The following is a 25436-nucleotide window of genomic DNA, read 5'->3' as shown; positions in this document are numbered from 1 at the left end:
GATGTGGAGCATGCCGGAGATCGTGGAGCGGGACGAGCAGCCGTACGTCGCCATCAGGGCCAAGGTGCGGATGGACGAGATCGGGACCTTCGCCCGGCGTGGGGGAGAGGTGTTCGGGTGGCTGGCCGCGCGGGGCGTCACGCCGGTCGACGACCTGTTCTTCAAGTACGACGTGGTCGACATGGAGAACGGGCTGGTGATGGAGATCGGCATCCCGGTCGAGGAGCGGCACACCGGTGAGGGCGAGATCGTCACCGGAGTGCTTCCGGCGGGGCGGTACGTGAGTCACACGCACCACGGGCACCCGGACGGGCTCTACCAGGCGACGGGTGACCTGCTGGCCTGGGCCGAGAAGGAGGGGCTGGAGTGGGACGCCGACGGTGACCACTGGGGTGCCCGGCTCGAGGTCTACAAGTCCGACCCGATCGAGGTCCCGGACATGGACCAGTGGGAGACCGAGCTGCTCTTCCGCCTGCGAGGCTAAGGAGTGCCGACTGTTCTGGCCGGCCTCACCAAGCTGGACCCGGACCGCATCAGGCACGTCGCCTCACCCCTGATCGAGCTCGGCTGCGCCCTGCACGTCCTGGCCGAGCCACGCCACCACGACCGCACCGAGTGGGCCGACGGCATCCAGCTGAGCAAGGCGCTGCGCAAGGAGCTGGCCGCCTGGACGTGGACGGTCCGCGCTGTCCGCGCCCGTTTCTTCGCTACCAGCTCCGCAACCGGCCTGCCCAGCTGGCAGGACGAGCTGGACGCACTACGAGCCCGTACGCCGGAAGACCTGGCCGCTGAGCTGGTCCGCCCTCTCCGCGGCCGCCCGCTGAGCTCCCGCACCACCGACACCGACGCCGTACGCCGGTGGGCCCGCAGCCGCGGCCGGGCGGTCGAGACGCTGGTGGAGTCCCTGCTGACCGACCCGGCCGAGCCGGTCGAGCGCTTCCTAGCTCTGCTCGACTCCTGCTGGCACGAGTGGTTCGGCGAGCTCTGGACCGAGTCACGCGACCAGCTGGCCGCTCGCGGCCGGCAGGACCGGGACCTGGCTGCCCGGGACGGTGTGGCCGCGATGCTTAGGTCGCTGGACGGCGCAGTGCACCCGAGGGACACGGACAACGTCGTCGTACAGAAGGTGCAGAACAAGCGGATCGACCTGGCCAGCAGATCCCTGCTGCTAGTTCCTAGCAACTACATCGCCCCGCACGTGTTCCTCGGCGAGGTGCCCGGCGAGCCGCTGACCGTCATCTACCCAGCCCAGGCCAAGCGGACCGGCGTACCGGCTGCACAGGTCGTCCGGGCCAGGCTGGAGGCGCTGGCCGCGCCGGACCGGCTGCAGATCTGCCGTGCGGTGGCCAGCGAGCCGCGGACCGCCGGAGAGATCGCTGCGCTCTGGGGACTCAACTCCACCCAGGTCACCCGGCACCTGCGAGCACTGACCCGTGCGGGCCTGGTGACGGCCGAGCGGCAAGGCCGGTTCGTCGCGTACCGGCTGGACGAACAGGTGATGCGTGCCCTCGGCACAGATCTGCTGGACCTCGTCATGCGTTGACGGATCCCGTCAATCCAACCCCCTCTTGCCGGCTGGAGCTGTTGGCTGGCTGCTATGACTGCTTCCCTCCCGCCCGAGGTCCGCCGGCTGGTGATCGCCACGCTGGTCAACACCTTCGGCAACGGCGTGTACGCCGCCGTCGGCGCGCTCTACCTGACCCGCGCCGCCGGACTGTCCGTCCACGAGGTCGGACTCGGCCTGACCATCGCCGGACTGGTCGGGCTGGTCGCCAGTACGCCGCTGGGCATCGTCGCCGACCGTCTCGGCCCGAACCGCGCGTACGTCGGCTTCCTGCTGCTGCAGGCCGTCACGATGACCGCACTGACTCAGGTCCGGTCGTTCGGGCTGTTCGTCGCCGTCGTCGGAGTCACCGCGATCGCTGACTCCGGTCAGCGCGGTGCGAAGGGTGCGCTGATCGCTGGACTGGTCCCCTCCGACCAGCGGGTCCGGACGCGGGCGCTGCTGCGGGTCACCACCAACATCGGGATGGGCGTCGGGATGGCGCTGGCCGGCATCGTGCTGGCGGTCGATCAGCGCGAGGTGTACCTGGTCGCGCTGTTCGCCAACGCGGCGACGTACGTCGTGACGGCCGGGCTCGTGCAGTGGGGGATGACCCGGGTCGCGCCGGTGCCGTCCACCGCCGGGCCGTCCGCGCTGACCGCGCTGAAGGACCGGCCGTTCCTGGCCTTCGTGGCGCTGGACGGCCTGCTCAGCATGCACAACGCGATGGCGCAGGTCGCGATCCCGCTCTGGGTGGCGACGGCAACGGACGCGCCGACCTGGGTGATCTCGGTGCTGCTGGTGGTGAACGCGGCGTCGGTGATCCTGCTGCAGCTCCGGGTCGCGCGGGGGACCGAGCAGCTGGCCGGTGCGGCACGAGCTGGTCGGCGAGCAGGCCTGCTGCTGGCGGTGGCCTGCGGGGTACTTGCGCTCACCGACATCACGTCGGGCTGGGTGACCATCGCCTTGCTGATCGCGGCCGCGCTGGTGCACGTGCTGGGGGAGATGCTGCAGTCGGCCGGTGGCTGGGGGATCAGCTTCGAGCTGGCGCCGCCGGGTGGGCAGGGCCAGTACCAAGGGGCCTACGCGATGGGGACGCAGGTCGGCGACCTGGTCGCGCCGGTGGTCCTCACGGTCGTTGCGGTGAGTTGGGGCTGGCCAGGATGGTTGCTTACAGCCACCATCTTCTTGCTGGCCGGTGCCTTCATTCCGGTGGCCGTCCGGCGGCACCGGCAGTGGCAACCTCTGGTACCTGTTTAGGGTGCAGCAGGTCGCGGAGCTCGCGGGCCGCCTGGAAGCCGGCGCGGTTGCCGCCGATGGTGCTGGCCGACGGCCCGTATCCGACCAGGTGGATGCGCGGATCCAGCACGGTGTGCGTACCGTCCATGCGGATCCCGCCGGACGGTTCGCGCAGGTGCAGCGGCGACAGGTGCGCTAGGTCGGCCCGGAAGCCCGTCGCCCAGAGGATCGCGTCGACCTTCTCCTCCCGCCCGTCCGCCCACACCACGCCGTCGGGTGTGACCCGCGAGAACATCGGCAGCCGCGTGTAGACCCCACGCTGGTACGCCGCCTGCTCCTGCTGCCGCAATTGCAGCCCGGTCACGCTCACCACGCTCTTCGGCGGCAGGCCGGCCCGCACTCGCTCCTCGACCTTCGCGATGATCTTCCGCCCGAGCTCCGGCCCGAACTCCTCGTCGGTCCGCCACACCGGCTCCCGCCGCGTCACCCAGGTCGTCGACGCGACCTCGGAGATCTCCGCCAGCAGCTGTACGGCGGAAGCGCCGCCGCCGACGACCAGCACGTGCTGCCCGGCGAACTCCTCGGCGCCGTTGTAGTCCGAGGTGTGCAGCTGCCGTCCCTTGAAGGACTCGATGCCTGGGTACCACGGGATGAACGGCCGGTTCCAGGTCCCGGTCGCGTTCACGATCGCGTCGGCCGTGTAGGTGTCTCCGTCCGTTGCCAACGAGAATCGCCCGTCGACGGATCGCACGCTCTCGACGACCACCGGCCGCACCACCGGCAGCTCGAAGCGGTGCTCGTAGTCCGCGTAGTAGCGCGGCACGAACACGTTCGCCCGCTCGGCGCCGATCGCCGGCGGCACGTCCGCGCCGGGCAGGTTCGCGATGCCGTGCACGTCGTCCATGGTCAGCGAGTCCCAGCGGTGCTGCCAGGCGCCGCCGGGGGCGTCGTTGCGGTCGAGCACCAGCACTTCGTCGTACGGCGTGAAGCCCATCCGGACCAGGTGGTACGCCGCCGACAGCCCGGCCTGGCCGGCTCCGATCACCACGACTTGGGTATCCACAACCACCACAACGCCCGGTTCTAGGAGACTCTTCCCGGATAACCTCAGGGACATGGACCTCACCTCGGCGTACGGCTACCGGCTGGACTGGGTCGTCAGCTTCGTGGCCGTCGCCCGGTACGGCGGGTTCTCGGCGGCCGCGAAGGCGGTGTTCCGCGGGCAATCGCGGATCAGCGAGCACGTCGCGGAGCTGGAGAAGGCGCTCGGCGTGCAGCTGTTCGACCGGTCGGCGCACCCGGTCGCGCTGACGCCTGAGGGGCGTGCGTTGCTGCCTGCGGCCGAGGAGATCCTGCATCGGCTGGGTGAGCTGGCGACCGTACAGGGGCAGGTCCGGTTCGGGACGTACCCGAGCGCGGCCGCGTGGCTGTTCCCGCAGGTCGCCGTACGGGTGAAGGACGTTCGTCTGCTGCTCGTCGAGGGGCCGAGCATCGAGCTGGAACGCGCACTGGTGCAGGGCGAGATCGATCTCGCGATCCGGCCGGTGCATCCGCTCGTGGCGTCGGAGTCGTTGGAGCACCGGGTGCTGTGGCGTGAGCCGCTCGTTGCCGTGTTCGCTGCCAACCATCCGTTGGCGGCGCAGCTGTCGGTCGGTCTCGCGGACCTGGCCGCGCTGCCGTTGATCTCCATCGGCGAGGCCTCTGGCGGGCGCCAGTTCGAGTCCCACCTGGCCTTCGCCTCCGCCGGGCTGAGCCCGGCCAGCGTCTACCGGACGAACCAGCCGCAGACGCTGCTGTCGCTGGTCCGCCACGGCCTCGGCACCGGTGTCACCAATGCCCTGGCCGTGACGACCGCGAACCTGGACGGCGTCCGTCTGGTCCCCATCCACGACGCCGGCGTAGAGCGCCAGGTCGCCCTGTTCCTCCACCGCGACAGACCCCGCACACCGGCCCTGACCGCGGTGATCGAGACAGTCACCGCGATCGACCCACCGATCTCAAGCCTTCGGTAAAGACACTCCTGCGAGTTCCAAGCACTGCGCCAGCAACTTGTCCTGCACGTCCTCGTCATAAGCCTGCTGGTTGAGCTCAACCACAGCCCGCTTCTGGAAGAATCGCCCCGAGACCAACGCCTCCGGCTCCTCCGACACCGCCAGCCACACCGGCGTATCGGCGCCCTCGGCAACCGTCAGCGGCGCGGCGTACCCGCTCATCTTCGTCGACACCCATCCCGGATGCACGGCGTTGATCAGCGACCCAGGCCACTTCCGCGCCAGCGCGAAGGCGAGCGCCGCCATCACCAGCTTCGAGTCCGCGTACGCCGAATCGCCGGTCCAGCTCTCGGCGTGCTGCAGGTCGTCGAGCCGGATGTTGCCGCGCACGATCGAGTCCGAGCTGACGAACACCGACCGCCGCGGCACCGGCAGTAGCGCGGTCAGCAGCAGCGGCGCGAGCGCGTTGATCTGGAACAGCCGCTCCAGCCCGTCGCCCGTCACCGGCCGCGTCGTCTCGTCGGTCCCCGTCCCCGCGTTGTGCACGACAACTTCCGGCGCACCAAGCTCCCGTACGGCGGCCGCCATGTCCCGCGTCGACTCCAGCGACGCGAGATCACCGAGCACGACCTCGCCGTCCAGGCCGGCAGCCCGTTCCGCGTTCCGCGCGTGCCGGATCACGTCGTGCCCCTGCCGCGACAGCTCGGCCGCGATCTCCGCGCCGATCCCGTCGTTCGAGCCTGTCACCAAGATGCGAGTCATCGCTGTCCTCCCAGCAGAACCGGAACACCGTCGGGTGCGACCAGATGTTGCCCACCCGGCGCGGAGTCAATCAGCAGTTCGAGCTGCCGCGGTCCCAGGACGGCGGGACCGGCGGCGCTCAGGTCGTTGGGCTCGGTCGGTACGTCGAAGCTGAACACCTCGAGCACCGCGTCACCCGCCTGCAGGTACGTCATCAGGAAGCCGCGCGGATCCCCGTGGTGCCGGATGTCCCCGATCACCTCGAACCCGAACCGGTCCCGCCAGAACGCCAGCGCGGCGTCCAGGTCCGACACCGTCACCGCGACGTGGTCGAACCGCGGCGTGGCGTCGGGCGTCTGCCGAGCCTCGGCCTCGGCGAGCGCGGCCGAGCCGATCTGCTGGTAGCTCAGATTGCCCTGGATGAACTCCAGCCGCGCCCCGTCCGGATCCAGGAAGAACGCGATCCGCACGTCCCCGAGTACGTCGGCCGGTTGCGACAGCACCGTCACCCCGGCCGCCTCCAGCCGGGAGATCTCCGCGTCCACCGCCCCCACCTTGAACCCGAGGTGCCGGATCCCACCCTGCAGATCCTCGTTGCGCCAGCCTCCCTGGTTGCCGTCAGCATCGACCTCCACCAGGTCGAGCAGTACGGTGCCGCGGCCGACCGTCAACCGGCCGTCGCGCACCGGCCCGGTGGGGGAGAACCCCAGCAACCCTTCGTAGAACGCCTGTGACCGTTCGAGATCACGGCAGCCGAGCTCGACCCGGCGCAGTCCGTTGAGCATGTCCGGACCCTACCGTGACCGCTCACAGAATGTCTGCCCCCGAGCGATGCGATCTCGCGCCAGAGCCTTGACAGCAGCGACTGATCGCCCAATTCTGTGATCGCTCACAGAAATCCGTGAGCGTTCACAGACGACCGATCGTGAGGGCATCATGGTTCACTCTTTCGACCGCCGAAAGTTCCTGCGCGGGGTCGGTGGGCTCGGACTGGTCGCGGCGCTTCCTGGTGGGCTCGCCGCGTGCTCCAGCTCCGACGACGACCCGGCCGCCGCGCCGCAGCCGTCCGGCGACCCGGACGCGCCGGCCAAGCTGACCTTCTGGACGTGGACGACCGGGATCGACAAGGTCGTCGCGATCTGGAACCAGCAGAACCCGACCCAGCAGGTCACCGTCAGCGCCCAGGCGCAGGGCGAGGAGCTGCTGACCAAGATCGTCACCGCCCACCGCGCGGGCAACCCGCCGGACCTGATCCACGCCGAGTACCAGGCACTGCCGGTACTGATCACCAACGGCGTGACGGCGGACCTGAGCGGACTGGCCGCCGAGGTGAAGGGGGCGTTCACCGACGGCACCTGGGCGTTGACCTCGTTCGGCGGCAAGACGTACGCGATCCCGCAGGACGTCGGGCCGATGATGCTCTACTACCGCGAGGACCTGTTCCAGCAGTTCGGGCTGACGGTGCCGAAGACGTGGGACGAGTTCGGCGCGCTGGCCGAGCAGGTCCGCACCAAGGACTCCAAGCGGTACCTCGCGACGTTCTCCTCCGGCGACCCGGGCTGGTTCGCGGGGCTGGCCGAGCAGGCCGGCGCGAACTGGTGGACCAACGACAACGGCACCTGGTCGGTCAGCATCAACGACGAGCCGACCAAGAAGATGGCCAAGTTCTGGGGCGACCTGGTCAACGCCGGAACCCTGCAAGGCAAGCCGATGTACACGCCGGAGTGGAACAAGGCCATGAGCGACGGCACGTTGCTCGCCTGGCCGAGCGCGGTCTGGGGTGCCGGCGTGTTGCAAGGTGTCGCGCCGACCACCAAGGGCAAGTGGAAGATGGTCCCGATGCCGCAGTGGGACGCCACGCCCGTGACCGGTTTCTGGGGCGGCTCCGCGACCGCGATCGCGGCCAAGTCGAAGCAGACCGCGCAGGCGCAGAAGTTCGTCAAGTGGCTCAACACCGACCCGGCGGCACTCGAAGCCTTCGTCACCTCGGGCGGCATCTACCCGGCCGCGACGGCCGGCCAGTCGACGCCCGCGCTGAGCAAGGCCCCGGCGATGATGCCGAACCAGCCGACCTTCTTCACCGAGGCCGCGACGATCGCGAAGACCGCGCGCGGCTTCACCTGGGCGCCGAACGTCAACGTCACCTACAGCCAGTACTCCGACCTGTTCGCCAAGGCGGTCCAGATCAAGGGCGACTTCGCCGCCGCCGTCGACCAGCTGCAGGCGGCCTCGGTCGCGGACCTGAAGAAGCAGGGCTTCCAGGTCAAGGAGTCCTGAGGTGTCGGCCGTTCCGCTGACCACCCGGGTCCGCCGTCCGCGGCGCCAAGGTGGTCCCGCGCCGTACGTGTTGATGCTCCCGGCCATCATCTTGCTGGTGCTGTTCCTGCTGGTCCCGATCGGCTACACGCTCTGGCTCAGCCTGCGGGCGTCCCGGGTGACCGGCGGCGGCCTCGGGCTGCGCAAGGAGTCGTTCGTCGGCCTGGCCAACTACGCCGGCGCGATCACCGACTCGGCGTACGCGCAGTCCGTCCTGAGGATGCTCGGGTACGGCGTGATCGTGGTCCCGGTGATGCTCGGGCTCGCGCTGCTGTTCGCCCTGCTGCTGGACAGCCAAGGCGCCCGGCTGAAGTCGTTCACCCGGCTCGGGATCTTCCTGCCGTACGCCGTACCAGGGGTGATCGCGTCGCTGCTGTGGGGTTTCCTCTACCTGCCGGGCGTCAGCCCGATCCGGGCGACGCTGGAGAAGATCGGGCTGCCCGCGCCGGACTTCCTCGGGCCGGACACCGTGCTGTTCTCGGTCGCCAACATCGGCATCTGGGGCGGCGTCGGCTTCAACATGATCGTGCTCTACACCGCCCTGCGCGGCCTGCCCGAAGAACTGCAGGACGCCGCGAGGGTGGACGGCGCGAGCGAGTTGCAGATCGCCTTGCGGATCAAGGTTCCGCTGATCGCGCCCGCGCTGGTGATGACCGGGATCTTCTCGTTGATCTCGTCGCTGCAGGTGTTCAGCGAGCCGTCCACGCTGCAACCCCTGACCGACTCGATCTCGTTCACCTGGGTGCCGCTGATGACGATCTACCGCGACGCCTTCGTGAACAACGACATCTACACCGCGGCGGCCGCCTCGGTGCTGCTCGCGGCCGGCACGCTCGCCGTCTCGCTCACCGTCCTGAGCTTCCTGCAGAAGCGTGCCTTCGGGGAGGACCGATGACCACCGCCGTCCTGGAACGTTCGGCGCCCACCGTCCGGACGACCGCCCGCAAGCCACGCAAGACCCGCTACATCTCCACGGCGATCTTGTTGCTCGGGGCCCTGTACTGCCTGATGCCCGTGGCCTGGGTCGTGATCGCGGCGACCAAGGGGCCGAACGACCTGTTCACCACGTTCTCGTTCTGGCCGAGCTTCAACGGCGGCTTCGAGTACAACCTGCGCACGCTGCTGGAGTTCCGCTCCGGCATCTTCTGGAAGTGGGCCCTCAACAGCCTCCTGTACGCCGGCGCCGGCTCGCTGCTGTCGGTCGCGGTCTCGGTGACCGCGGGCTACGCGCTGGCCAAGTACCGGTTCGCCGGGCGGGAGGCGATCTTCCGCTGCATCCTGGCCGGCGTCCTGGTCCCGCAGATCACGCTGGCCGTCCCGCAGTACCTGCTGATGTCCAAGCTCGGGCTGGTGAACTCGTACTGGTCGGTGCTGCTGCCGAGCATCATCAGCCCGTACTGCATCTACCTGTCGAGGATCTACGCCGCGGCGGTGGTCTCCGACGACATGCTGGAGGCCGGCCGGATCGACGGCGCGGGGGAGTACCGGCTGGCCTGGTCGATCGGCCTGCCGCCGATGATCCCGGGCATGATCACGGTGTTCCTGCTGCAGTTCGTCGCGATCTGGAACAACTTCCTGCTGCCCTACATCATGATCTCCGACGACCGGCACTTCCCGATGACGGTCGGCCTGTTCTCGATGCTCAACCAGGGCGCCAGTCAGCCCGCGCTGTACTCGCTGGTGATCATGGGCGCCTTCCTCTCGGTGCTGCCGCTGATCGCGCTCTTCCTGTTCCTGCAGCGTTACTGGCGCATCGACCTGGTCAGCGGCGCCGTCAAGGGCTGAACCCTTCCCACCATCTCCTGGAGGACCTCCATGTCTGACGCACGTTTTCCCGACGGCTTCGTCTGGGGCGCCGCGACCGCGGCGTACCAGGTGGAGGGCGCGGTGGACGCCGACGGGCGCGGCCCGTCGATCTGGGACACCTTCTGCCGGGTCCCGGGCGCCATCGCCAACGGGGAAACCGGGGACGTCGCGTGCGACCACTACCACCGGTACCCCGAGGACGTCGCGCTGATGGCCGACCTCGGGCTCGGCGCGTACCGGTTCTCGATCGCCTGGCCGCGGATCCAGCCGGACGGCTCGGGCGCGCTCAACCAGAAGGGCATCGACCACTACCGCCGGGTGGTGGACGAACTGCTCGCCCGCGACCTCACGCCGTACGTGACGCTCTACCACTGGGACCTGCCGCAAGCCCTGCAGGACAAGGGCGGCTGGGCCGCGCGTGACACGGCGTACAGGTTCGCCGAGTACGCCGGAGTGGTGCACGACGCGTTGGGCGACGTGGTGGAGCAGTGGATCACGCTGAACGAGCCGAAGGTCTCCAGCCATGCCGGGTACGGCGACGGCATCCACGCGCCGGGCATCAAGGACCAGGACCAGCGCAACCGGGCCGTGCACCACCTGCTGCTCGCGCACGGGCTCGGCCTGCAGGTGCTGCGCGACGGGCGCCATGCGGCCGGCCAGTCGGTCGGACTGACGCTGGACGTGAGTCCGGTCGAGGGGGCTACTTCCAGCGAGGCCGACCAGGCTGCGGCCCGGCGGCTGGACGGCGACAGCCACCGCCTCTTCCTGGACCCGGTACTGCGGGGCGCCTACCCGGAGGATGTGGTCGAGCGGCTCGGGAGCTTCGAATGGGTGCAGGAAGGCGACCTGCCGCTGATCAGCGCGCCGATCGACTTCCTGGGCATCAACTACTACCGGCGGATGCTGGTCCAGGCCAGCGAGAGCGGACCGCTGTTCGCCAAGACCGTACTGCCTGAAGGCGTCCCGGTGACGTCGGTCGACTGGCCGGTGCAGCCGGACGGGCTGCGGGAGGTCGTCGCCGACCTCACTGCGACGTACGACGGCCTGCCGCCGCTCTACATCACCGAGAACGGCGCGGCGTACGACGACGTACCGGCTGCTGACGGTTCGGTCGACGACCCGCTGCGAGTGGACTACCTGCAAGGCCACCTGCTCGCGCTGCACCAGGCGATCCAGGACGGCGTGGACGTGCGCGGCTACTTCGTCTGGACGCTGCTGGACAACTTCGAGTGGGCGGAGGGGTTCGCCAAGCGCTTCGGAGTGGTCCACGTCGACTACGCAACGCAGCAGCGGACCCCGAAGACCAGCGCCGGCTGGCTCGGGCAGGTGGCCCGCGACAACGCCGTACCCCGGCGGTGACCGCCAACAACTCAGCCGCCTGAGATGATGAGGCCGCGCCAGGGGACAACGAGGAGTGGGACACGTGGCAGGCAGGACGTCATCCAGGACCAAGGCCGAACCGCCTGTGGTCCATCCCAAGTCCCGTGGCGCGGCCCGGCGAGCGATGCGGCGCGGTCCGACCATCGACGACGTCGCCGAGCTGGCCGGAGTCTCCCGGGGCACGGTCTCCCGGGTGCTGAACGGCGGTCACTACGTCAGCGCCGCGTCGCTGGAGGCCGTGCAGCAGGCGATGGAGCAGACCGGCTACACGGTGAACCAGAGCGCCCGCAGTCTGGTCACCAAGCAGTCCAACGCGATCGGCTTCGTGCTGTCCGAGCCGCAGGAGCGCCTGTTCGAGGACCCGAACTTCAGCGTGCTGCTGCGCTCCTGCACGCAGGCGCTGGCCGAGCAGGACGTCAACCTGGTGCTGATGCTGGAGACCAGTGACGAGGAGCGCAACCGCATCCTGCGGTACGTGCGCGGTGAGCACGTCGACGGCGTCCTGCTGATTTCCACCCACTCCGGCGACCCGCTGATCACCGAGCTGGCCCGGGCCGGCGTACCGGCTGTGGTGTGTGGACGCCCGCTGGTCCCTGGCGACGTGCTCCCGTACGTCGCTGCCGACGACCGGGAGGGCGCCCGGCAGATGACCAGGTACCTGGTCGAGCAGGGGCACCAGCGGATCGGCATGATCAGCGCGCCGCAGATCGCCGGTGGGCAGGAGCGGCTGCAGGGCTACCAGGACGTGCTCGGCCGCAAGGCGCTGAAGCGGCTGGTGGTGTCCGTGGACGATTACAGCCACGAGGCCGGCGTACGGGCCATGCACGAGCTGCTGGCCAAGAGTCCTGACCTGGATGCTGTCTTCGCTGCCTCCGATCTGCTGGCGTCGGGTGCGCTGGTCGAGCTACGGCGAGCCGGGCGACGGGTGCCGGACGACGTGGCTGTGGGTGGTTTTGACGACTCCCGCATCGCCCGCGAGTCCGACCCGCCGCTCACCACGATCCGTCAGCCGCTCGAGCTGGTCGCCCGCGAGATGGTCGATGTCCTCCTCCGCCAGATCCGCGGCGAGGACGCCGAAACCCGCATCCTCCCCACCGAGCTGGTCGTTCGTGAGTCCGCCTAACGGATGAACTGGTCGACGTAGTCGGCGCCGAGGCCGTTGGCGGCGTAGTGGTCGCGGCAGAGCTGGATCTTGGTGAACGTGTCCTCGTAGCCGATCTGGTGGCCGTCGTCGTCGACGTAGATCATCGCGCCGGAGATGTTGAAGAACGTGATCATCTCGCCGGTGTCCTCGGGCACCCGCAAGGTGTGGATCTCGCCGGGCGGTTCGTAGACGAACGAGCCGGTCTCGGCGACCCACTCGTGCTCGTCGTACTGCCACTTGCCCTTGATCACGTAGCCGAACACGGCGCTCGGGTGCCGGTGCCGGGACACGATGCCGGACCGGGTGACCTTGAGCAGGTTGCACCACTGGCCGGTGATCGTGTTCAGCATCAACGGTCGGAACCACACGTCGGGCGCCTGCGGAACCCAGACGCGGTCGTCGTCGGGCACTGCCTGGACGGCGATCTCCAGCGGTACGGCGGTCGAGATGGGGATCTGGCTCACGTGCTCTCCTTCAGGCGCTGAGGTAGCCGCCGTCGACGGGCAGGACGGCACCGGTGACGAAGCCCGCGTCGGGGCCGGTGAGGAACGCGATCGCGCCGGCCACCTCGGCCGGCGTCCCCCAGCGGGCCATCGGGGTCCGGCCGAGAATGCGATCGGAGGCCTCGGGATCCGCCTGCAGCGCGGCGGTCAGATCGGTGGAGATCCAGCCGGGCGCGACGGCGTTGACGCGGATGCCCTCGGCCGCCCAGGCGACCGCGAGCGAACGGGTCAGCTGGACGATGCCGCCCTTGCTGGCGCTGTACGCCGGGACGAGTGGGCCGCCGAAGTAGCTGAGCATCGAGGCCACGTTGACGATGCAGCCCTTGGTGGCCGCCAGTGCGTCGTGCGCGGCCTCGGCGGCGCGCATCGCGCCGGTGAGGTTGATCGCGAGCACCTCGGCGAACACCTCCGGCCGGTGCTCGTCGCCGCGGCGGATGATGCCGGCGGCGTTGACGAGCACGTCCAGTTCGCCGTACGGCGTGACGAGGTCTTCCAGGTCGGTGGGGGAGCGGAGGTCGAGAGCGCGGAGCTCCGCCACCTGACGAAGCTCCGCCGGAGCCGCGTCCGGGTTCAGCCCGGCCGCGACCACTTTCGCCCCATCGTGCGCCAGCCGCAGCGCGGCGGCGGCACCGATCCCGCTGGTCCCGCCGATCACCAACGCACTCCGACCTGACATGCCGTCGATCCTGTCGCGCGCCACGTCCTCCGGCCACCACCTCCCGGAAGCCGGATAGGTCCGATCCGCCCTCACCCGACACCTACCAAGCACCAGGCCGGCACCTACCAAGTACCAGCCACCGATCGAGGGTCGGTACTTGGGAGCTCAGCGCGCCGACACCTACCGAGTACCAGCCACCGCTCGGGGGTTGGTACTTGGGAGCTCAGCGCGCCGGCACCTATCAGGTACCAGCAACCGATCGGGGGTTGGTACTTGGGAGCTCAGCGCGCCGGCACCTATCAGGTACCAGCAACCGATCGGGGGTTGGTACTTGGGAGCTCAGCGCGCCGACACCTATCAGGTACCAGCCATCGATCGGGGGTCGGTACTTGTAGGTGTCGGGTGATGACGCTTCTTCGGACGCAACAGCAAAGAAGAAGCGGGGGAAGCCGGAGGGAGGGCCCGGGCTTCCCCCGCTTCGGGGAGGGTGAGAGACGGACGGGGGCATCCGGCCTCTCCGGTGATGTCAGTCGAAGCTGTGGTCGATCCGGTGGTGGTAGCGCTGGCCGGCCTTGCCGCCGATGACCGCGGCCAGCAGCGTGACGACCAGCACGGCCGCACCGAGGATCAGCCCGCCGGTGGTGAGATCGGCGTCGGCGATCGGGATGGACGGCAGGTCCACGCGGTCCAGTACGTCGTACTGCGAACCGGCCAGAGCGCCGATCCCGGCGACGATCAGCGTGACCACCACGCCGATGCCCCAGACGCCGAAGCCCTGCCGCGCACCGTCGAAGCGCGCGAGCCGGCCGGCGACGTACCCACCGTTGTAGTAGGCGATCGCGAGTACGACGAGCAGCAGCGCGCCGGACACGATCCCGATCGTGCCGGCCTGCTCGTCGATCAGCCCACGGTCGATGGTGACCGCGTAGTCGACCGCCGCCGCGATCGCGCTGATGATCCCGGTCAGCAGCACGATCAGACCGATCGCGATCAGCCAGCCGAAGAACGCCGAGCCGCCCTTGAACCCGCGGTACGCCGGGTCGACCTCGGCCGCGGTGGACGTCTTGATGTTCGAGCGGTGCAACGGCTTGCGCTCGTCGACCGGGCCTTCCTCGACCACCGGTTGCGTCGCGGTCCGGTCGGGCGCGAAGCGCTGCTCGGGCGGACCGACGCGCGCGTCGGTGTCGTCACGGTACTGCTGGACCATGGCTGTTCTCCTCACAGGGACGGCCCCGTCTCTCACCTCCCGTACCCGGCCGTACACGCGCCTATGCGCAGCGTCCGATTCCCGGGCGGACTAGTCCAGCTCGGCGTCGATCTTGTCGTGGAAGCGCCGCCCGGCGCGGCCGCCGAGGATCGCGAAGACCATCGTGAGGAGGACGACCGCGCCCGCGGTCGCCAGGCCGCCGTACAGGAGGAGGTCGGAGTCGAGCGTGCCCAGGCGCAGCGGCAGGTCGGTGCGGTCGAAACGGCTGACCGTGTCGTACCAGACGTTCAGCGCGGCGCCGATTCCCGCGATGAGCACGACCACCAGCACGGTGATCAGCCAGACGCCGAAGCCCTGCCGCTTCCCGTCGAACCGCGCGAGCCGGCCGGCGACGTACCCGCCGCAGAAGTACGCCAGGCTCAGCACGACCGTCACGCCGACCGCCCCGGCCAGTGCGACCTCGGTCGGTCGCTGCCGCGCGTCGATCAGCGTGTAGTCGAGGACGTAGCCGGCCAGCCCACCGAGCCCGGCGACCACCAGGCTCAGGAAGACCGTCATCGACAGCGCGATCAGCCAGCCGAAGAACGCCGCCCCGGCCTTGAACCCCCGGTACGCCGGCTGCTCGGTCTCGACGGCTTCGGGCTCGGTCTCGGGCTGGTCCGGGACGATCCGGACCGTCGACATGGCCCGGTGAGCCGCCGCCCGCGCTTCCTCGTAGCGCCGCGTGCTCGTATCGGGCCGCAGTTCGGTCAGCGTGCCAGGGTCTTCGAACGGCTGAACCACAACATTTCTCCTCACGGGGGGCGCCTCGTGCGGGGGCCTACCCAGGAGTTGCGTGGCTCATTCACCACGGCCGCAGATTTAACCCGGGTCTTGTACGCCGTCCGGATAGCGGCGCGGGGTGAACACCAACGGTCCGCCCGGACGCTCGACCGCCCGGGTCTGCGAGGACCCGATCAGCAGCAGGCAGCGCATGTCGACCGTGGCCGGGTCGAGCTCACCGAGCGTGGTGATCGTGACGGACTCGTTCGCCCCACCGACGTCGCGGCCGACGATCACCGGAGTACTCGGGTCGCGGTGCTCGAGCAGCAGCTCGCGCGTCGCGGCGACCTGCCAGGTGCGCGACTTGGACGCCGGGTTGTAGATCGCGATCGCCAGGTCGGCGGTCGCGGCCGCGGTCAGGCGGGCGGCGATCACGTCCCACGGCTTGAGGCGGTCCGAGAGCGAGAGCACGCAGTAGTCGTGCCCGAGCGGCGCACCGGCGCGACTGGCGACAGCCTGCGCGGCGGTCATACCGGGGAGGACGTGGACGGCGAGGTCGGCGTACTCGGGCTCGGAGGCGACCTCGGTGACCGCGCTGGCCATCGCGAAGACGCCGGGGTCACCGGAGGAGACGACCACGACTCGGGATCCCTTGCGGGCGAGATCGAGCGCGAACGCGGCCCGCTCGGACTCGACCTTGTTGTCCGAGCCGTGCTTGCGCTGGCGGGCGCGGTCGGGCAGGCGGTCGACGTACGGGCCGTAGCCGATCACGTCGTCGGCGGACGCGAGCGCGGCCCGGACCTCGGGGGTCATCCACTCAGGGCCGGCAGGCCCGAGACCGACGACGGTCACGGACCCTTCTTCTTGTTTGTGCTGTTCAGGCCTTTCAAAGGTGTTGTTGATCGGGCTCGGCAGCAGCGCCAGCGAAAAGTACGGCACCGACTCCGGGTCCACCTCGCTGAGCGGCAGGGTCCGCTGGTTCTCCGTCGTCGCGCGCTCGACGTACCAGGCCTCGTCCGCCCGGCCCGCCAGCTCGAAGGCCTCACGCACGTTGCCGAACGTCCGCCCGAGCTTCATCACCGCGGCGGCATCGGTCTCCCGCAGCTTCTGCGCGAGCACGTCCGGCGGCAGCGTTCCAGGCAGCACAGTCAGGATCTCGTCCCGCTCGCACAACGGCCGACCCAGTACGGCGGCCGCCGCGCTCACCGACGTCACCCCCGGCACGACCTCGCAATTGTACCGGTCCGCGAGCCGCTTGTGCATGTGCATGTAGGACCCGTAGAACAGCGGATCGCCCTCAGCCAGTACCACGACGTCGCGCCCGGCGTCGAGGTGCGCGGCCAACCGCTGCGCGCACTCCGCGTAGAAGTCGTCCATCGCCCCCTGATAGCCGCCCGGGTGGTCGGTCGTCTCGGTGGTCAGCGGGTAGACCAGGTGCTCCTCGACCTGACCGTCCCGCAGGTACGGCGCCGCGACCGAGCGGGCGATGCTCCGCCCGTGCCGCGCGCTGTGGAACGCGATCACGTCGGCCGCGCCGATCAGTCGCGCGGCCTTCACCGTCACCAGTTCGGGGTCGCCCGGGCCGAGCCCGACACCCCACAGCCGTCCCGTCACTCTTCCTCGCTAGCGATCGCGTTGATGGCGGCGGCGGTGATCGCACTGCCGCCCCGGCGGCCGCGGACGACCAGGTACTCCAGCCCCAGGTCGTTCGCCGCGAGCGCCTCCTTGGACTCGGCCGCGCCGATGAACCCGACGGGGATGCCCAGCACGGCAGCCGGCTTGGGCGCGCCAGCCTCGATCAGCTCGAGCAACCGGAAGAGCGCGGTCGGAGCGTTGCCTACAGCAACGACTGCCCCTTCAAGTCGGTCGACCCAAAGGTCCAGCGCAGCCGCACTCCGGGTAGTCCCCAAACTCTTCGCCAGCTCGGGCACGCCCGGATCGCTCAACGTGCAGACGACCTCGTTGTCCGCCGGCAGCCTCCGCCGCGTGACCCCCGCCGCGGCCATCGCCGCGTCGCAGAAGATCGGCGCGCCCTGCCGCAGCGCTTGGCGCGCAGCCTTGACCACCCCGGAGGACCACGCGATGTCGGTGACCAGATCGGTCATCCCGCAGGCGTGGATCATCCGGACGGCGACCTGCGCGACGTCCGGCGGCAGGTCACCGAGCGCGGCCTCGGCCCGGATCGTCGCGAACGACCGCCGGTAGATCTCGGCCCCGTCGGTCTCGTACTCGTACTGGCTCACCGCATCCTCATCACACTCTGCTCGGCGGTCACGGCCTCTGAACCGTCGACCGAGTACCCGTCGGTCAGCGCGAGCACGTCCACGAAGTCTCCCGCGGGCTGCCCACACCGCCGCTCACATCCGGACCAGTGCACCGGCCTGCGCCCCGGCTGAAGCGTCGGCGTCACCCGCCGAGCGTCACGCCGTACGTCGGCCAGCGCCTTGCCGCAGCCAGGCTTGCCGGCGCAGGCCGTCACTCTGGTCCACGGCGACTCGCTGTCCACCACCAGACCGGTCTGCTGCAGCCGGTCGACGTCACCGCCGACCACCACGACCGACCGCCACGGTGTGACCCGCAGTTGCTCGGCCTCGGCCAGTACGGCGGCCTGCTCGGGCCCCAGACTCCCCAGCGGCACGGTCGCCACCAGCAACCCCGGCGTGTAGAGCCCCGCGCGCACCGGCTCACCGGCTGGCATCAAATCCTTTGAAGACCTGCTGCTGTAGCCCAGCCTGCTCAGCACCTTGGCCACACCGGCCGCCAGCTCACTCAGCCGCCACTCGCCGTCCCGCTCCTCCAGGAACGCCTCAGCAGCCCGCAGCATCACCCGCGGCGCCTCAGCCGGCGCCAGCCGAACGCCTGTCTCCTCACCAGCCAGCAGCAACGCCACCTGATCCCCAACGACTCGCACCCCGACATCCGCCCCGACCGCAGCCAAGTCCCCACGCCCGTCGTCCAGCGCGAACAGGAACCGCCCCGGCAGCCCAGCCAGCCGCGGCGACGCACACAGCCCACGGTCCAGCTCACCAACCAGCGCCTGCACGTCGTACGACCCGTCGAGCCCGGACAGGGGAGAGGCCAGGATGTTCCGCACCCGCTCGTGCGTGATCGACGGCAGCAGCCCGGCGTCGTACAGGCGGTCCGACAGCTCCTCCGGAGCCTTGAGCGCCCGGATCTGGACGTTCCCCCGCGAGGTGAGCTCCAGGTTCCCGTCACCCAGCTCGCGTGAGGCCTCCGCCAGTACCCGCAGCTGCACCGGGCTCAGCACCCCACCCGGCAGCCTCACCCGCGCGAGCCCACCATCAGCCGCCTGATGCACCGAGAGCACACCAGGACAACGGTCCGGTTGACTCCTCCCAGTGCTGGTCACAGCCGTGATGCTACGTCCCACCCATCAGCTGTGTTCTGCGTCACCGCGCAGCAGCACCCCGACCATCACCAGCGCGGTCAGCCCACCACACACCATCACCACCGACACGGACGTCCGGTCCAGCAGCAACCCACCGGCCAGCGCCCCGGCTGACAGCGTCGCCTGGAACGACGAGGTGAACAGCACAGTCGCCGCCTCCCGTGCCTGAGGCGCCGCCGCCGCGAACCAGCTCATCGAGCAGACCGGCACCGCGCCGTACGCGAGTCCCCACACGACCAGCAGCCCAGCCGCGCCCAGCGTCGATCGCCCGAGCAGCGGCAGCAGCAGTGTCGCCACGGCCAGCAGCCCGGCGGCGCTGACGAAGGTCAGCCGCAACCACCTGCTGACCGTCAGCCCAGCCAGGCCGTTACCCACCAGCCCAGCCACGCCGTACACCAGCAGCAACGTGCTGATCAGTTCCGGCCGTACGCCGGTCACGTCCCGCAGGAACGGCGTCACGTACGTGTAGGTCCCGAAGTGCGCCACCACGATCAGACAGGTCGCCACCAGCCCGACCCGCGTCTGCCGGAGCCGCAGTACCTCCCGCAGCACCGCCAGCCGCGTCACCTCCTCAGCCGGCAGCGGCGGCACGAACAGGATGAGCGCCACCAGCACCAGCAGACTCAGCCCGGCCAGCAGCACGAACGGGAACCGCCACCCGCCGTGCTCGCCGAGGAACGTCCCCGCCGGTACGCCGAGCACCGACCCCAGCGGTACCGCCGAGAAGATCACCGCGGTCGCCCGCCCGGCCTGGTGCTCCGGCACCAGCCGCCCCGCCAGCCCGGCGCCGATCGACCAGAACCCGCCGATCACCAGCCCGACCAGCACCCGTGCCACCAGCTCCAGCCAGTACGCGCTGGCGACCGCGGCCAGCAGGTCGGCCCCGGCGAGCACGACCATCAGCACCCCGAGCATCACCCGCCGGTCGACCCGCCCGGTCGTCACGGTGACCACCGGCGCGGCGACCGCCGCGACCAGGCCAGGCGCTGTCATCAGCCAGCCCGTCCGCCCGGGCGACAGCTCGAAGTCCGCGCCGATCGGGGTCAGCAGCCCGATCGGCAGGATCTCGGCGGTGACGATGGAGAAGATCCCGAGCGTCACCGCGACGACCCCGAGCCACCGGACCACCGGCGTACGGACCAGCACTGAACCAGGCATGCGGCCAGTCCACCTGGTTGCTCGTGGCAACGCTGGCGGATTCCCGCCCTCCTGATCCACTACCGTGGTCGCCCGTGAGTATGACGAGGAACCCGGACCGCCTGGTGCTGTTCACCGATGCCGTCGTGGCCATCGCCGTCACGCTGCTGATCCTGCCGCTGGTCGAGGTGGTGACCGAGTCGAAGACCGAGGGCCTGACCGCGGTCGAGGTGATCACCGAGCACCGGCCGCAGATCTTCACGTTCCTGCTGAGTTTCGTCGTGATTGTCCGGTTCTGGCTGGTGCACCACCGCGTGTTCGAGCACGTCCGCCGGTACAACACCCGCCTGATCCAGCTGAATCTCGGCTGGCTGCTGCTGATCGTCATCCTGCCGTTCCCGACCGAGATCATCGGGTCGTTCGAGACCAGCAGGTTCACCAGCGGGCTCTACATCGGCACGATCCTCGTGCTCAGTCTCTTTCAGTCCGGCCTGGTGCTGATGATCCGCCGGCACCCGGACATCGAGGACCCGGACAACCCGGTGACCCGCGGTGAACTGATCAACTCGATCGTCACCGCGGGCCTGTTCGCCCTGGCCTTCGTCCTCGCCGCCTTGATCCCGAAGGTCGGCTTCTACGCCCTGTTCCTGCTGTTCCTCACCCCCGTGATCAGCCGGCCGCTGGCCAGGAGGAACGCCTAGTTCCAGAAGTCGCAGTGGTGCTCTGCGGTCAGGTTGACCTTCTTGACCCCGCCCTGGTCGCTCGGCGCCAGTGAGAGCCCGTTGACGTCGCCGTGGCCGACCGGTGCCCAGTGCGGGCGGTCCGGGCCGTTCGGGTTGCCGGTGCGGGCGAACGCCGTCCAGTAGTCGACCATCTGGTCCGACAGCCGCTGCTGCGTCGGCGTGAGCGGTGCGTCCCAGCCGCCCAGCATGAACAGGTACGGCAGTTCCGTGGCGTGGGCAGCGCCCTGGCCGGGCTGCGACAGCGGCGAGTGCTTGTCCGCGAACTCGTACGCGTACACCGGCACCTTCCGCGCGGCCTGCTGGTCGCTGGTGACCTGCGTGCACGACCAGATCCGGTCCGTCGTCACCGTCGCCCACGCCTCCGCCGCCGACGCGTAGTTCTTCAGCGGGTACTCACGCAGTACGGCGGCAGCCCGCTTCGCACCGACCATGTCCTTCACCAGCCGCGGGTAGTCGGCGTCAGTGATCTTGCCGCCGTTGAACGCGACCAGCCAAGCAGTGGCCTCGTCGTGGTTGTTGCCGGACAGCACCGGCACCCGGTGGAACAGGCCGGCCTTCAGAGCCTTCGCCGGGTTGATCGGCAGCACCGCACTACCGCCGTACGCCGACTGCGTGAACTGCATCGTCTCCGCAGTCAGTACGGCGGGGTCCGCCGCCCGCAGGCAGTCCAGCATCGCCTGACCCGGCTTGCACTTCAGCTTGTCCTTGGTGGCCGCGGCCCACTCGACACCGGTCTGCTGGACTCGGCTCTGCGGGACCCAGAACGAGTCGGCCGCCTGGCCGGGGTACTGGCTGTTGTCGGCCCAGCTGAACGCGCAGGACCCGCTCTGCATGATCGCCTTCGAGAACAGCCCGGTGGACGTCGGCGAAGTGAGCTGCGCGCAGACGCTCATCCCACCGGCCGATTCGCCTGCCATGGTGACGTTCCTGGGGTCACCGCCGAAGCTGCGGGCGTTGCGCTGCACCCAGCGGAGCGCGGCCTGCTGGTCCTGGAGCCCGTACGTACCGGACCCACTCAGGCCCGGGTAGCCGAAGAACCCGAAGATGCCGAGCCGGTAGTTGATCGTGACGACGACTGCGTCGCCCCGCGTGGCCAGCTTGGCCGCGCCGTAGTTGCTACCGGCACCGGAGAAGAACCCGCCGCCGGGAATCCAGACCACGACCGGCCGCGGCTTGGCCGAGTCCTTCGCCGGGGTGGTGACGTTCAGGTAGAGGCAGTCCTCGTTGGTGGACCCACCGGGCGCCTCGGAGTTGTCCTGCTGCGGGCAGGCGCTGCGGTGCTGCGTGGCGTCGCGGACCCCGGTCCACGGCGTCACCGGCTGCGGTGCCTTCCAGCGCAGGTCCTTGACCGGCGGAGCGGCGTACGGAATGCCGTTGAAGACCCGGGTCTCGCCGGAGACCGCACCACGCAGTACGCCGGCGTCGGTGCGGACCTCCAGCGCGTCGCTGGCGGAGGCGGACACCTTGCTGGTCAGTAGCGCGACTGGCACCAGCACGAGAGCCAGTGCCAGCCGCACTTTCTTCTTACCGAGTTTTCTGGTCATGCCCAGCAGCCTCGGCCCTCGCGGGCAGGACCCGCTTCGGCCGGACGGCCAGGCCACCTACACCTTTGGTCGAACCCGGATCGGCTAGCAGTAGAGGTTGCCGCCGGGATCGGTGCCCAGCAGCGAGGTGAAGCGCTGGTACGCCTCGACCCGGCTCTGCACCTGGCCGGGGTTGCCGCCGTTGCACTCGATCGACCCGTTGATGCTGCGGATGGTCTCGCCGAAGCCGGCGCCGTTCACCATCGCGTTGTGCGGAGTCATCGTGCCCGGACCGGTCTGGGTGTTCCAGTACCAGAGGCCGGTCTTCCAGGCGATCGCCGAGTTCTGCTCGACCTGCCAGGGGTTGCCGAGCAGGTCGATGCCGAGGGCATCACCCGCGGCCTTGTAGTTGAAGTTCCAGCTCAGCTGGATCGGGCCACGGCCGTAGTACGCCGCCTGTCCGGCCGGGCAGCCGTACGGCTGACCCCAGTCGCAGTAGTGCGGGTAGTTGGCCTCGTTGATCTCCTTGATGTAGACCAAGCCGCCGGTCTCGTGGTTCACGTTCGCGAGGAACGCGGCGGCCTCGCGTTTCTTCGTCGCGTCGTCGCCGGTGTTGGCGAAGCCGGGGTAGGCGCCGAGCGCGTCGATCAGGCCGGAGTAGGTGTAGAAGGGGTTCCGGCTCGGGAACATCTGGTTGAACTGGGACTCGCTGACCGGGAAGGCCTGGACGCCGTCCGGGACTTGTTCGCGGGCGTCGGCGGGTGCCGTGAGCACCATCGACATCGCCGCTCCGAGCGCTACCAGGGCCGGCAGCGCGCGCACGAATCGCGGAATTCTCATGGTGGATCTCCTGTCCTCGACCGTGCCAGGTGGGGGCGGGGCACGGCCCGTTGGGGGCGGTGGGACAGGTTCGAAGCTATATGAAATCTCCCTGCGTATCTACAGGTAGCCGCGTTGCGTGATCAACTGACTACTTACCGGTGGCCGCGGCGCAGCAGGTAGGTGTCCATGATCCAGCCCTTCCGTTCGCGGGCTTCGGCGCGGATCTTCTCGATCTGGCCGGCCACCTCCGAGAGCTTGCCGGCGACCAGCAGTTCGTCCGGCGTACCGAGGTAGGCACCCCAGTAGATGTCGGCGTCCTGGTCGGTGTGCGCGGTGAACGCGGTCTGCGCGTCGAGCATCACGACGACGTCGTCGACGCCCTCCGGCCAGCCTTTCTTCAGCCGCCGTCCGGTGGTGACCTGGATCGGTTTACCGACCTGGTTCAGCCCGATCCGGTGCTTGGCGGCGAGCGCGGACACGCTGCTGATCCCCGGGATCACCTCGATGCCGAACTCCAGCTCACCCCGCGCCAGGATGTCGTCGAGAATCGCCAGCGTGCTGTCGTAGAGCGAGGGGTCGCCCCAGACCAGGAACGCCCCGACCTGATCGCCGCTCAACTCCTGCGCGATCAGCCCCGCACACACGTCGGCCCGCCGACGCCGCCAGTCGTCGACCGACTCCACGTACGCCGTACTGCTGCGATCCCGCTCAGGATCGCGCCCCACGACGACCTTCGTGCCCGGCGCGTACCGCTGCAGGATCTCGGTCCGCAGGTCGACGAGCTCCTGCTTGACCTCCCCCTTGTCGAGCACGAAGAACACGTCGGCCCGCTCGATCGCCCGCACGGCCTGCATCGTCAGGTGGTCCGGATCCCCGGCCCCGATCCCGATCACCAAGATCTCCATGCGGAGGAGCCTAGTTACCGCGCCGCTCCCGCCGCTCCCTTCCCCCCACCCTCCGCCCCGGATCTCGCGCGGAGCGCGTGGATCCGGGGGGTGCATCAGAGGCTCGACATCACCTGGTGGATCAGCTCTCGCATGTCTTTCTCGCCGTTCGAGTTCATCCACGCGACGTTCGCAGCGTCCAGGCATGCCAGCGCTGCTCCCGCGACCGCTCGTGCTCGCGGATCCGACGGCTCGTCGGTGATGCGCAGCCGGCGCGCGACCTCCGGCGTCAGCAGCTCCTGCCACTTCTGCTGCTTCTCCAGCTGCCGAGCCCGCAACGCCGGCGTCTCCTGCATCATCCGCGCCAGCCGCAACGCCCGCTCCGGATCCTCCAGCGTCTCCCCGAACTGGTCGTAGAACGCCTGCTCCAGCGCCACCCACGCCCCCTCGCCGGCCGGCCGTGCGGCGAGTGCCGCCGTCAGTTCCTCGCCCATCTCCTCGAGGTGACCGAGTACGACGTCCTCCTTCGTCGGGAAGTACCGGAAGAAGCTCGTCCGCGACATCCCCGCGGCCGCCGCGATCTGATCCGCCGTCACCTGGTCGAACCCGTGCTCGGCGAACAACCCGAACCCGACCCCCGCCACCTCGGCGCGTACTGCCCGCCGAGCCCGATCCCGAAATCCTGTCATGAGCCCTAGTGTACATTCTGGTACTGAGTCCCACTTTAGACACTCAGTAGGAGGTCCATCATGCGCAAGACCTGGTTCATCACCGGCGCCTCGTCCGGCTTCGGCCGCCACCTGACCGAGCAACTGCTCGCCCGCGGAGACCGCGTCGCCGTCACCGTCCGCCGCCCGGAGACGATCGCCGACCTGGCCGACCGGTACGGCGATCAGCTCTGGTCCGCCACCCTCGACGTCACCGACACTCCCGCCCTCCGCGCGGTCGTCGACCAGGCGTTCGCCGAGCTCGGCCGCATCGACGTCGTCGTCTCGAACGCCGGCTACGCGCTGCTCGGCGCCGCCGAGGAGTACTCCGACGCCGAGGTCGAACGTCAGCTCGACACCAACCTGCTCGCCTCGATCCAGCTCGCCCGTGCGGTCATCCCGCACCTGCGCGCGCAGGGCGGCGGCCGGATCATGCAGCTGTCCAGCATGGGCGCGCACGTCTCGGTCCCGGCGCTGAGCATCTACCACGCGACCAAGTGGGCGATCGAGGGCTTCTACGAGTCCGTCATCCCCGAGATCGCGCCGTTCGGCATCGGCGTCACGCTGGTCGAACCGGGTGGTTCGCGCACCGAGTTCACCGGCCGCAGCATGGCCTTCGCGACCGCGCTCCCGGCGTACGACGAGACGGTGGTCGGCTCCATCCGCGGCCGGGCCGGCGCGGGGGAGTTGCCGGTCGGCGATCCGGCCAAGGTCGCCCGCGCGATCATCGATGCCGCGGACGAGGAGCGTGCGGTGAAACGGCTGCTGCTGGGCAGTGACTCGTACGCTCAGGTCATCGGCGCCCTGCGCGAACGGCTCGTCGAGTTGGAGCCCGGCAAGACCCTGGCGCACAGCACCGACGCGTAACTGCTAATTTAGAAGTCAGTAGAACCGACCTCGTGGGGGAGACCAGTGCCGACG

The 25436-nt window shown here is 69.5% G+C and carries 26 protein-coding genes; 11 read left to right on the top strand and 15 right to left on the bottom strand.

Annotated features, from left to right (window positions below):
* Nucleotides 1-10: 10 nt before the first annotated feature.
* From ACYVIO_RS37470 to ACYVIO_RS37460, 3 genes are read left to right on the top strand one after another with little or no spacing between them, the layout of a single operon-like run.
* On the top strand, nt 11-484 hold the full coding sequence (locus ACYVIO_RS37470; protein ID WP_460655740.1) for a GyrI-like domain-containing protein: 474 nt from the start codon (nt 11-13) through the stop codon (nt 482-484).
* A 3-nt stretch (nt 485-487) separates the two neighbouring features.
* Nucleotides 488-1543, top strand: coding sequence for an ArsR/SmtB family transcription factor (locus tag ACYVIO_RS37465; RefSeq protein WP_460655739.1), 1056 nt, complete (start codon nt 488-490; stop codon nt 1541-1543).
* A 54-nt stretch (nt 1544-1597) separates the two neighbouring features.
* Nucleotides 1598-2803: an MFS transporter gene (locus tag ACYVIO_RS37460; RefSeq protein ID WP_460655738.1), complete on the top strand. Its 1206-nt coding sequence runs from the start codon at nt 1598-1600 to the stop codon at nt 2801-2803.
* Here ACYVIO_RS37460 and ACYVIO_RS37455 read toward each other — a convergent pair.
* Nucleotides 2748-3845 (bottom strand): FAD-dependent oxidoreductase, encoded by a 1098-nt coding sequence (locus ACYVIO_RS37455; protein ID WP_460655737.1) that lies wholly within the window; start codon nt 3843-3845, stop codon nt 2748-2750. The genes ACYVIO_RS37460 and ACYVIO_RS37455 overlap by 56 nt on opposite strands.
* Before the next feature lie 52 nt (nt 3846-3897).
* Here ACYVIO_RS37455 and ACYVIO_RS37450 point away from each other — a divergent pair, with 52 nt between their 5' ends.
* Complete coding sequence (locus tag ACYVIO_RS37450) at nt 3898-4794, top strand: LysR family transcriptional regulator (protein WP_460655736.1); 897 nt, start codon at nt 3898-3900, stop codon at nt 4792-4794.
* Here ACYVIO_RS37450 and ACYVIO_RS37445 read toward each other — a convergent pair.
* Together ACYVIO_RS37445 and ACYVIO_RS37440 are read right to left on the bottom strand one after the other, a co-directional pair.
* On the bottom strand, nt 4780-5535 hold the full coding sequence (locus ACYVIO_RS37445; protein WP_460655735.1) for an SDR family NAD(P)-dependent oxidoreductase: 756 nt from the start codon (nt 5533-5535) through the stop codon (nt 4780-4782). The genes ACYVIO_RS37450 and ACYVIO_RS37445 overlap by 15 nt on opposite strands.
* Nucleotides 5532-6299: a VOC family protein gene (locus ACYVIO_RS37440; RefSeq protein ID WP_460655734.1), complete on the bottom strand. Its 768-nt coding sequence runs from the start codon at nt 6297-6299 to the stop codon at nt 5532-5534. Before ACYVIO_RS37440 ends, ACYVIO_RS37445 begins: the two co-directional genes overlap by 4 nt.
* A 151-nt stretch (nt 6300-6450) precedes the next feature.
* On the opposite strand from ACYVIO_RS37440, the gene ACYVIO_RS37435 reads away from it, so the two are divergent.
* From ACYVIO_RS37435 to ACYVIO_RS37415, 5 genes are all read left to right on the top strand, one after another.
* A complete protein-coding gene (locus ACYVIO_RS37435; RefSeq protein ID WP_460655733.1) occupies nt 6451-7791 on the top strand; it encodes an ABC transporter substrate-binding protein in 1341 nt (446 codons plus the stop codon).
* A 1-nt stretch (nt 7792) separates the two neighbouring features.
* Nucleotides 7793-8725: a carbohydrate ABC transporter permease gene (locus tag ACYVIO_RS37430; RefSeq protein ID WP_460655732.1), complete on the top strand. Its 933-nt coding sequence runs from the start codon at nt 7793-7795 to the stop codon at nt 8723-8725.
* A complete protein-coding gene (locus ACYVIO_RS37425; RefSeq protein WP_460655731.1) occupies nt 8722-9615 on the top strand; it encodes a carbohydrate ABC transporter permease in 894 nt (297 codons plus the stop codon). The genes ACYVIO_RS37430 and ACYVIO_RS37425 overlap by 4 nt, the downstream gene beginning before the upstream one ends.
* 30 nt (nt 9616-9645) lie before the next feature.
* The gene (locus ACYVIO_RS37420; protein WP_460655730.1) at nt 9646-10995 is read left to right on the top strand and encodes a GH1 family beta-glucosidase; all 1350 of its coding nucleotides are present in this window, start codon (nt 9646-9648) and stop codon (nt 10993-10995) included.
* Nucleotides 10996-11059: 64 nt separating this feature from the next.
* The gene (locus tag ACYVIO_RS37415) at nt 11060-12139 is read left to right on the top strand and encodes a LacI family DNA-binding transcriptional regulator (protein WP_460655729.1); all 1080 of its coding nucleotides are present in this window, start codon (nt 11060-11062) and stop codon (nt 12137-12139) included.
* Here ACYVIO_RS37415 and ACYVIO_RS37410 read toward each other — a convergent pair.
* The 8 genes from ACYVIO_RS37410 to ACYVIO_RS37375 all read right to left on the bottom strand — a co-directional run bounded on the left by ACYVIO_RS37410 (nt 12136) and on the right by ACYVIO_RS37375 (nt 19857).
* Complete coding sequence (locus tag ACYVIO_RS37410; protein ID WP_460655728.1) at nt 12136-12624, bottom strand: 2,4'-dihydroxyacetophenone dioxygenase family protein; 489 nt, start codon at nt 12622-12624, stop codon at nt 12136-12138. The genes ACYVIO_RS37415 and ACYVIO_RS37410 overlap by 4 nt on opposite strands.
* A 10-nt stretch (nt 12625-12634) precedes the next feature.
* On the bottom strand, nt 12635-13339 hold the full coding sequence (locus ACYVIO_RS37405; protein WP_460655727.1) for an SDR family NAD(P)-dependent oxidoreductase: 705 nt from the start codon (nt 13337-13339) through the stop codon (nt 12635-12637).
* Nucleotides 13340-13847: 508 nt separating this feature from the next.
* A complete protein-coding gene (locus ACYVIO_RS37400; RefSeq protein WP_460655726.1) occupies nt 13848-14528 on the bottom strand; it encodes a hypothetical protein in 681 nt (226 codons plus the stop codon).
* 90 nt (nt 14529-14618) lie between these two features.
* Nucleotides 14619-15311, bottom strand: coding sequence for a hypothetical protein (locus ACYVIO_RS37395; protein WP_460655725.1), 693 nt, complete (start codon nt 15309-15311; stop codon nt 14619-14621).
* A gap of 78 nt (nt 15312-15389) precedes the next feature.
* Nucleotides 15390-16904: a precorrin-2 C(20)-methyltransferase gene (locus ACYVIO_RS37390; protein WP_460655724.1), complete on the bottom strand. Its 1515-nt coding sequence runs from the start codon at nt 16902-16904 to the stop codon at nt 15390-15392.
* Complete coding sequence (locus tag ACYVIO_RS37385) at nt 16901-17533, bottom strand: precorrin-8X methylmutase (protein WP_460655723.1); 633 nt, start codon at nt 17531-17533, stop codon at nt 16901-16903. Before ACYVIO_RS37385 ends, ACYVIO_RS37390 begins: the two co-directional genes overlap by 4 nt.
* Nucleotides 17530-18660, bottom strand: coding sequence for a precorrin-3B synthase (gene cobG, locus ACYVIO_RS37380; RefSeq protein WP_460655722.1), 1131 nt, complete (start codon nt 18658-18660; stop codon nt 17530-17532). Before cobG ends, ACYVIO_RS37385 begins: the two co-directional genes overlap by 4 nt.
* A 24-nt stretch (nt 18661-18684) precedes the next feature.
* Nucleotides 18685-19857, bottom strand: a complete 1173-nt coding sequence (locus tag ACYVIO_RS37375; RefSeq protein ID WP_460655721.1) for an MFS transporter — start codon at nt 19855-19857, stop codon at nt 18685-18687.
* An 80-nt stretch (nt 19858-19937) separates the two neighbouring features.
* Here ACYVIO_RS37375 and ACYVIO_RS37370 point away from each other — a divergent pair, with 80 nt between their 5' ends.
* Nucleotides 19938-20537: a TMEM175 family protein gene (locus ACYVIO_RS37370; protein ID WP_460655835.1), complete on the top strand. Its 600-nt coding sequence runs from the start codon at nt 19938-19940 to the stop codon at nt 20535-20537.
* Here the strand turns inward: ACYVIO_RS37370 and ACYVIO_RS37365 are convergent.
* From ACYVIO_RS37365 to ACYVIO_RS37350, 4 genes are all read right to left on the bottom strand, one after another.
* Nucleotides 20534-22123, bottom strand: a complete 1590-nt coding sequence (locus ACYVIO_RS37365; RefSeq protein WP_460655720.1) for a carboxylesterase/lipase family protein — start codon at nt 22121-22123, stop codon at nt 20534-20536. The two genes, ACYVIO_RS37370 and ACYVIO_RS37365, sit on opposite strands and share 4 nt — an antisense overlap.
* 84 nt (nt 22124-22207) lie before the next feature.
* Nucleotides 22208-22942: a chitinase gene (locus ACYVIO_RS37360; protein WP_460655719.1), complete on the bottom strand. Its 735-nt coding sequence runs from the start codon at nt 22940-22942 to the stop codon at nt 22208-22210.
* Nucleotides 22943-23076: 134 nt separating this feature from the next.
* Nucleotides 23077-23829, bottom strand: coding sequence for a precorrin-6A synthase (deacetylating) (gene cobF, locus ACYVIO_RS37355; RefSeq protein ID WP_460655718.1), 753 nt, complete (start codon nt 23827-23829; stop codon nt 23077-23079).
* A 95-nt stretch (nt 23830-23924) separates the two neighbouring features.
* Nucleotides 23925-24497 (bottom strand): TetR family transcriptional regulator, encoded by a 573-nt coding sequence (locus ACYVIO_RS37350; protein ID WP_460655717.1) that lies wholly within the window; start codon nt 24495-24497, stop codon nt 23925-23927.
* Between the two features lie 60 nt (nt 24498-24557).
* On the opposite strand from ACYVIO_RS37350, the gene ACYVIO_RS37345 reads away from it, so the two are divergent.
* A complete protein-coding gene (locus ACYVIO_RS37345) occupies nt 24558-25382 on the top strand; it encodes an SDR family oxidoreductase (RefSeq protein WP_460655716.1) in 825 nt (274 codons plus the stop codon).
* The last annotated feature ends 54 nt before the right edge of the window (nt 25383-25436 follow it).

This window comes from Kribbella endophytica, from assembly GCF_054781295.1.
The sequence above is the reverse complement of the archived record's forward strand: the minus strand, read 5'-3'. Positions and strand labels throughout refer to the sequence as shown.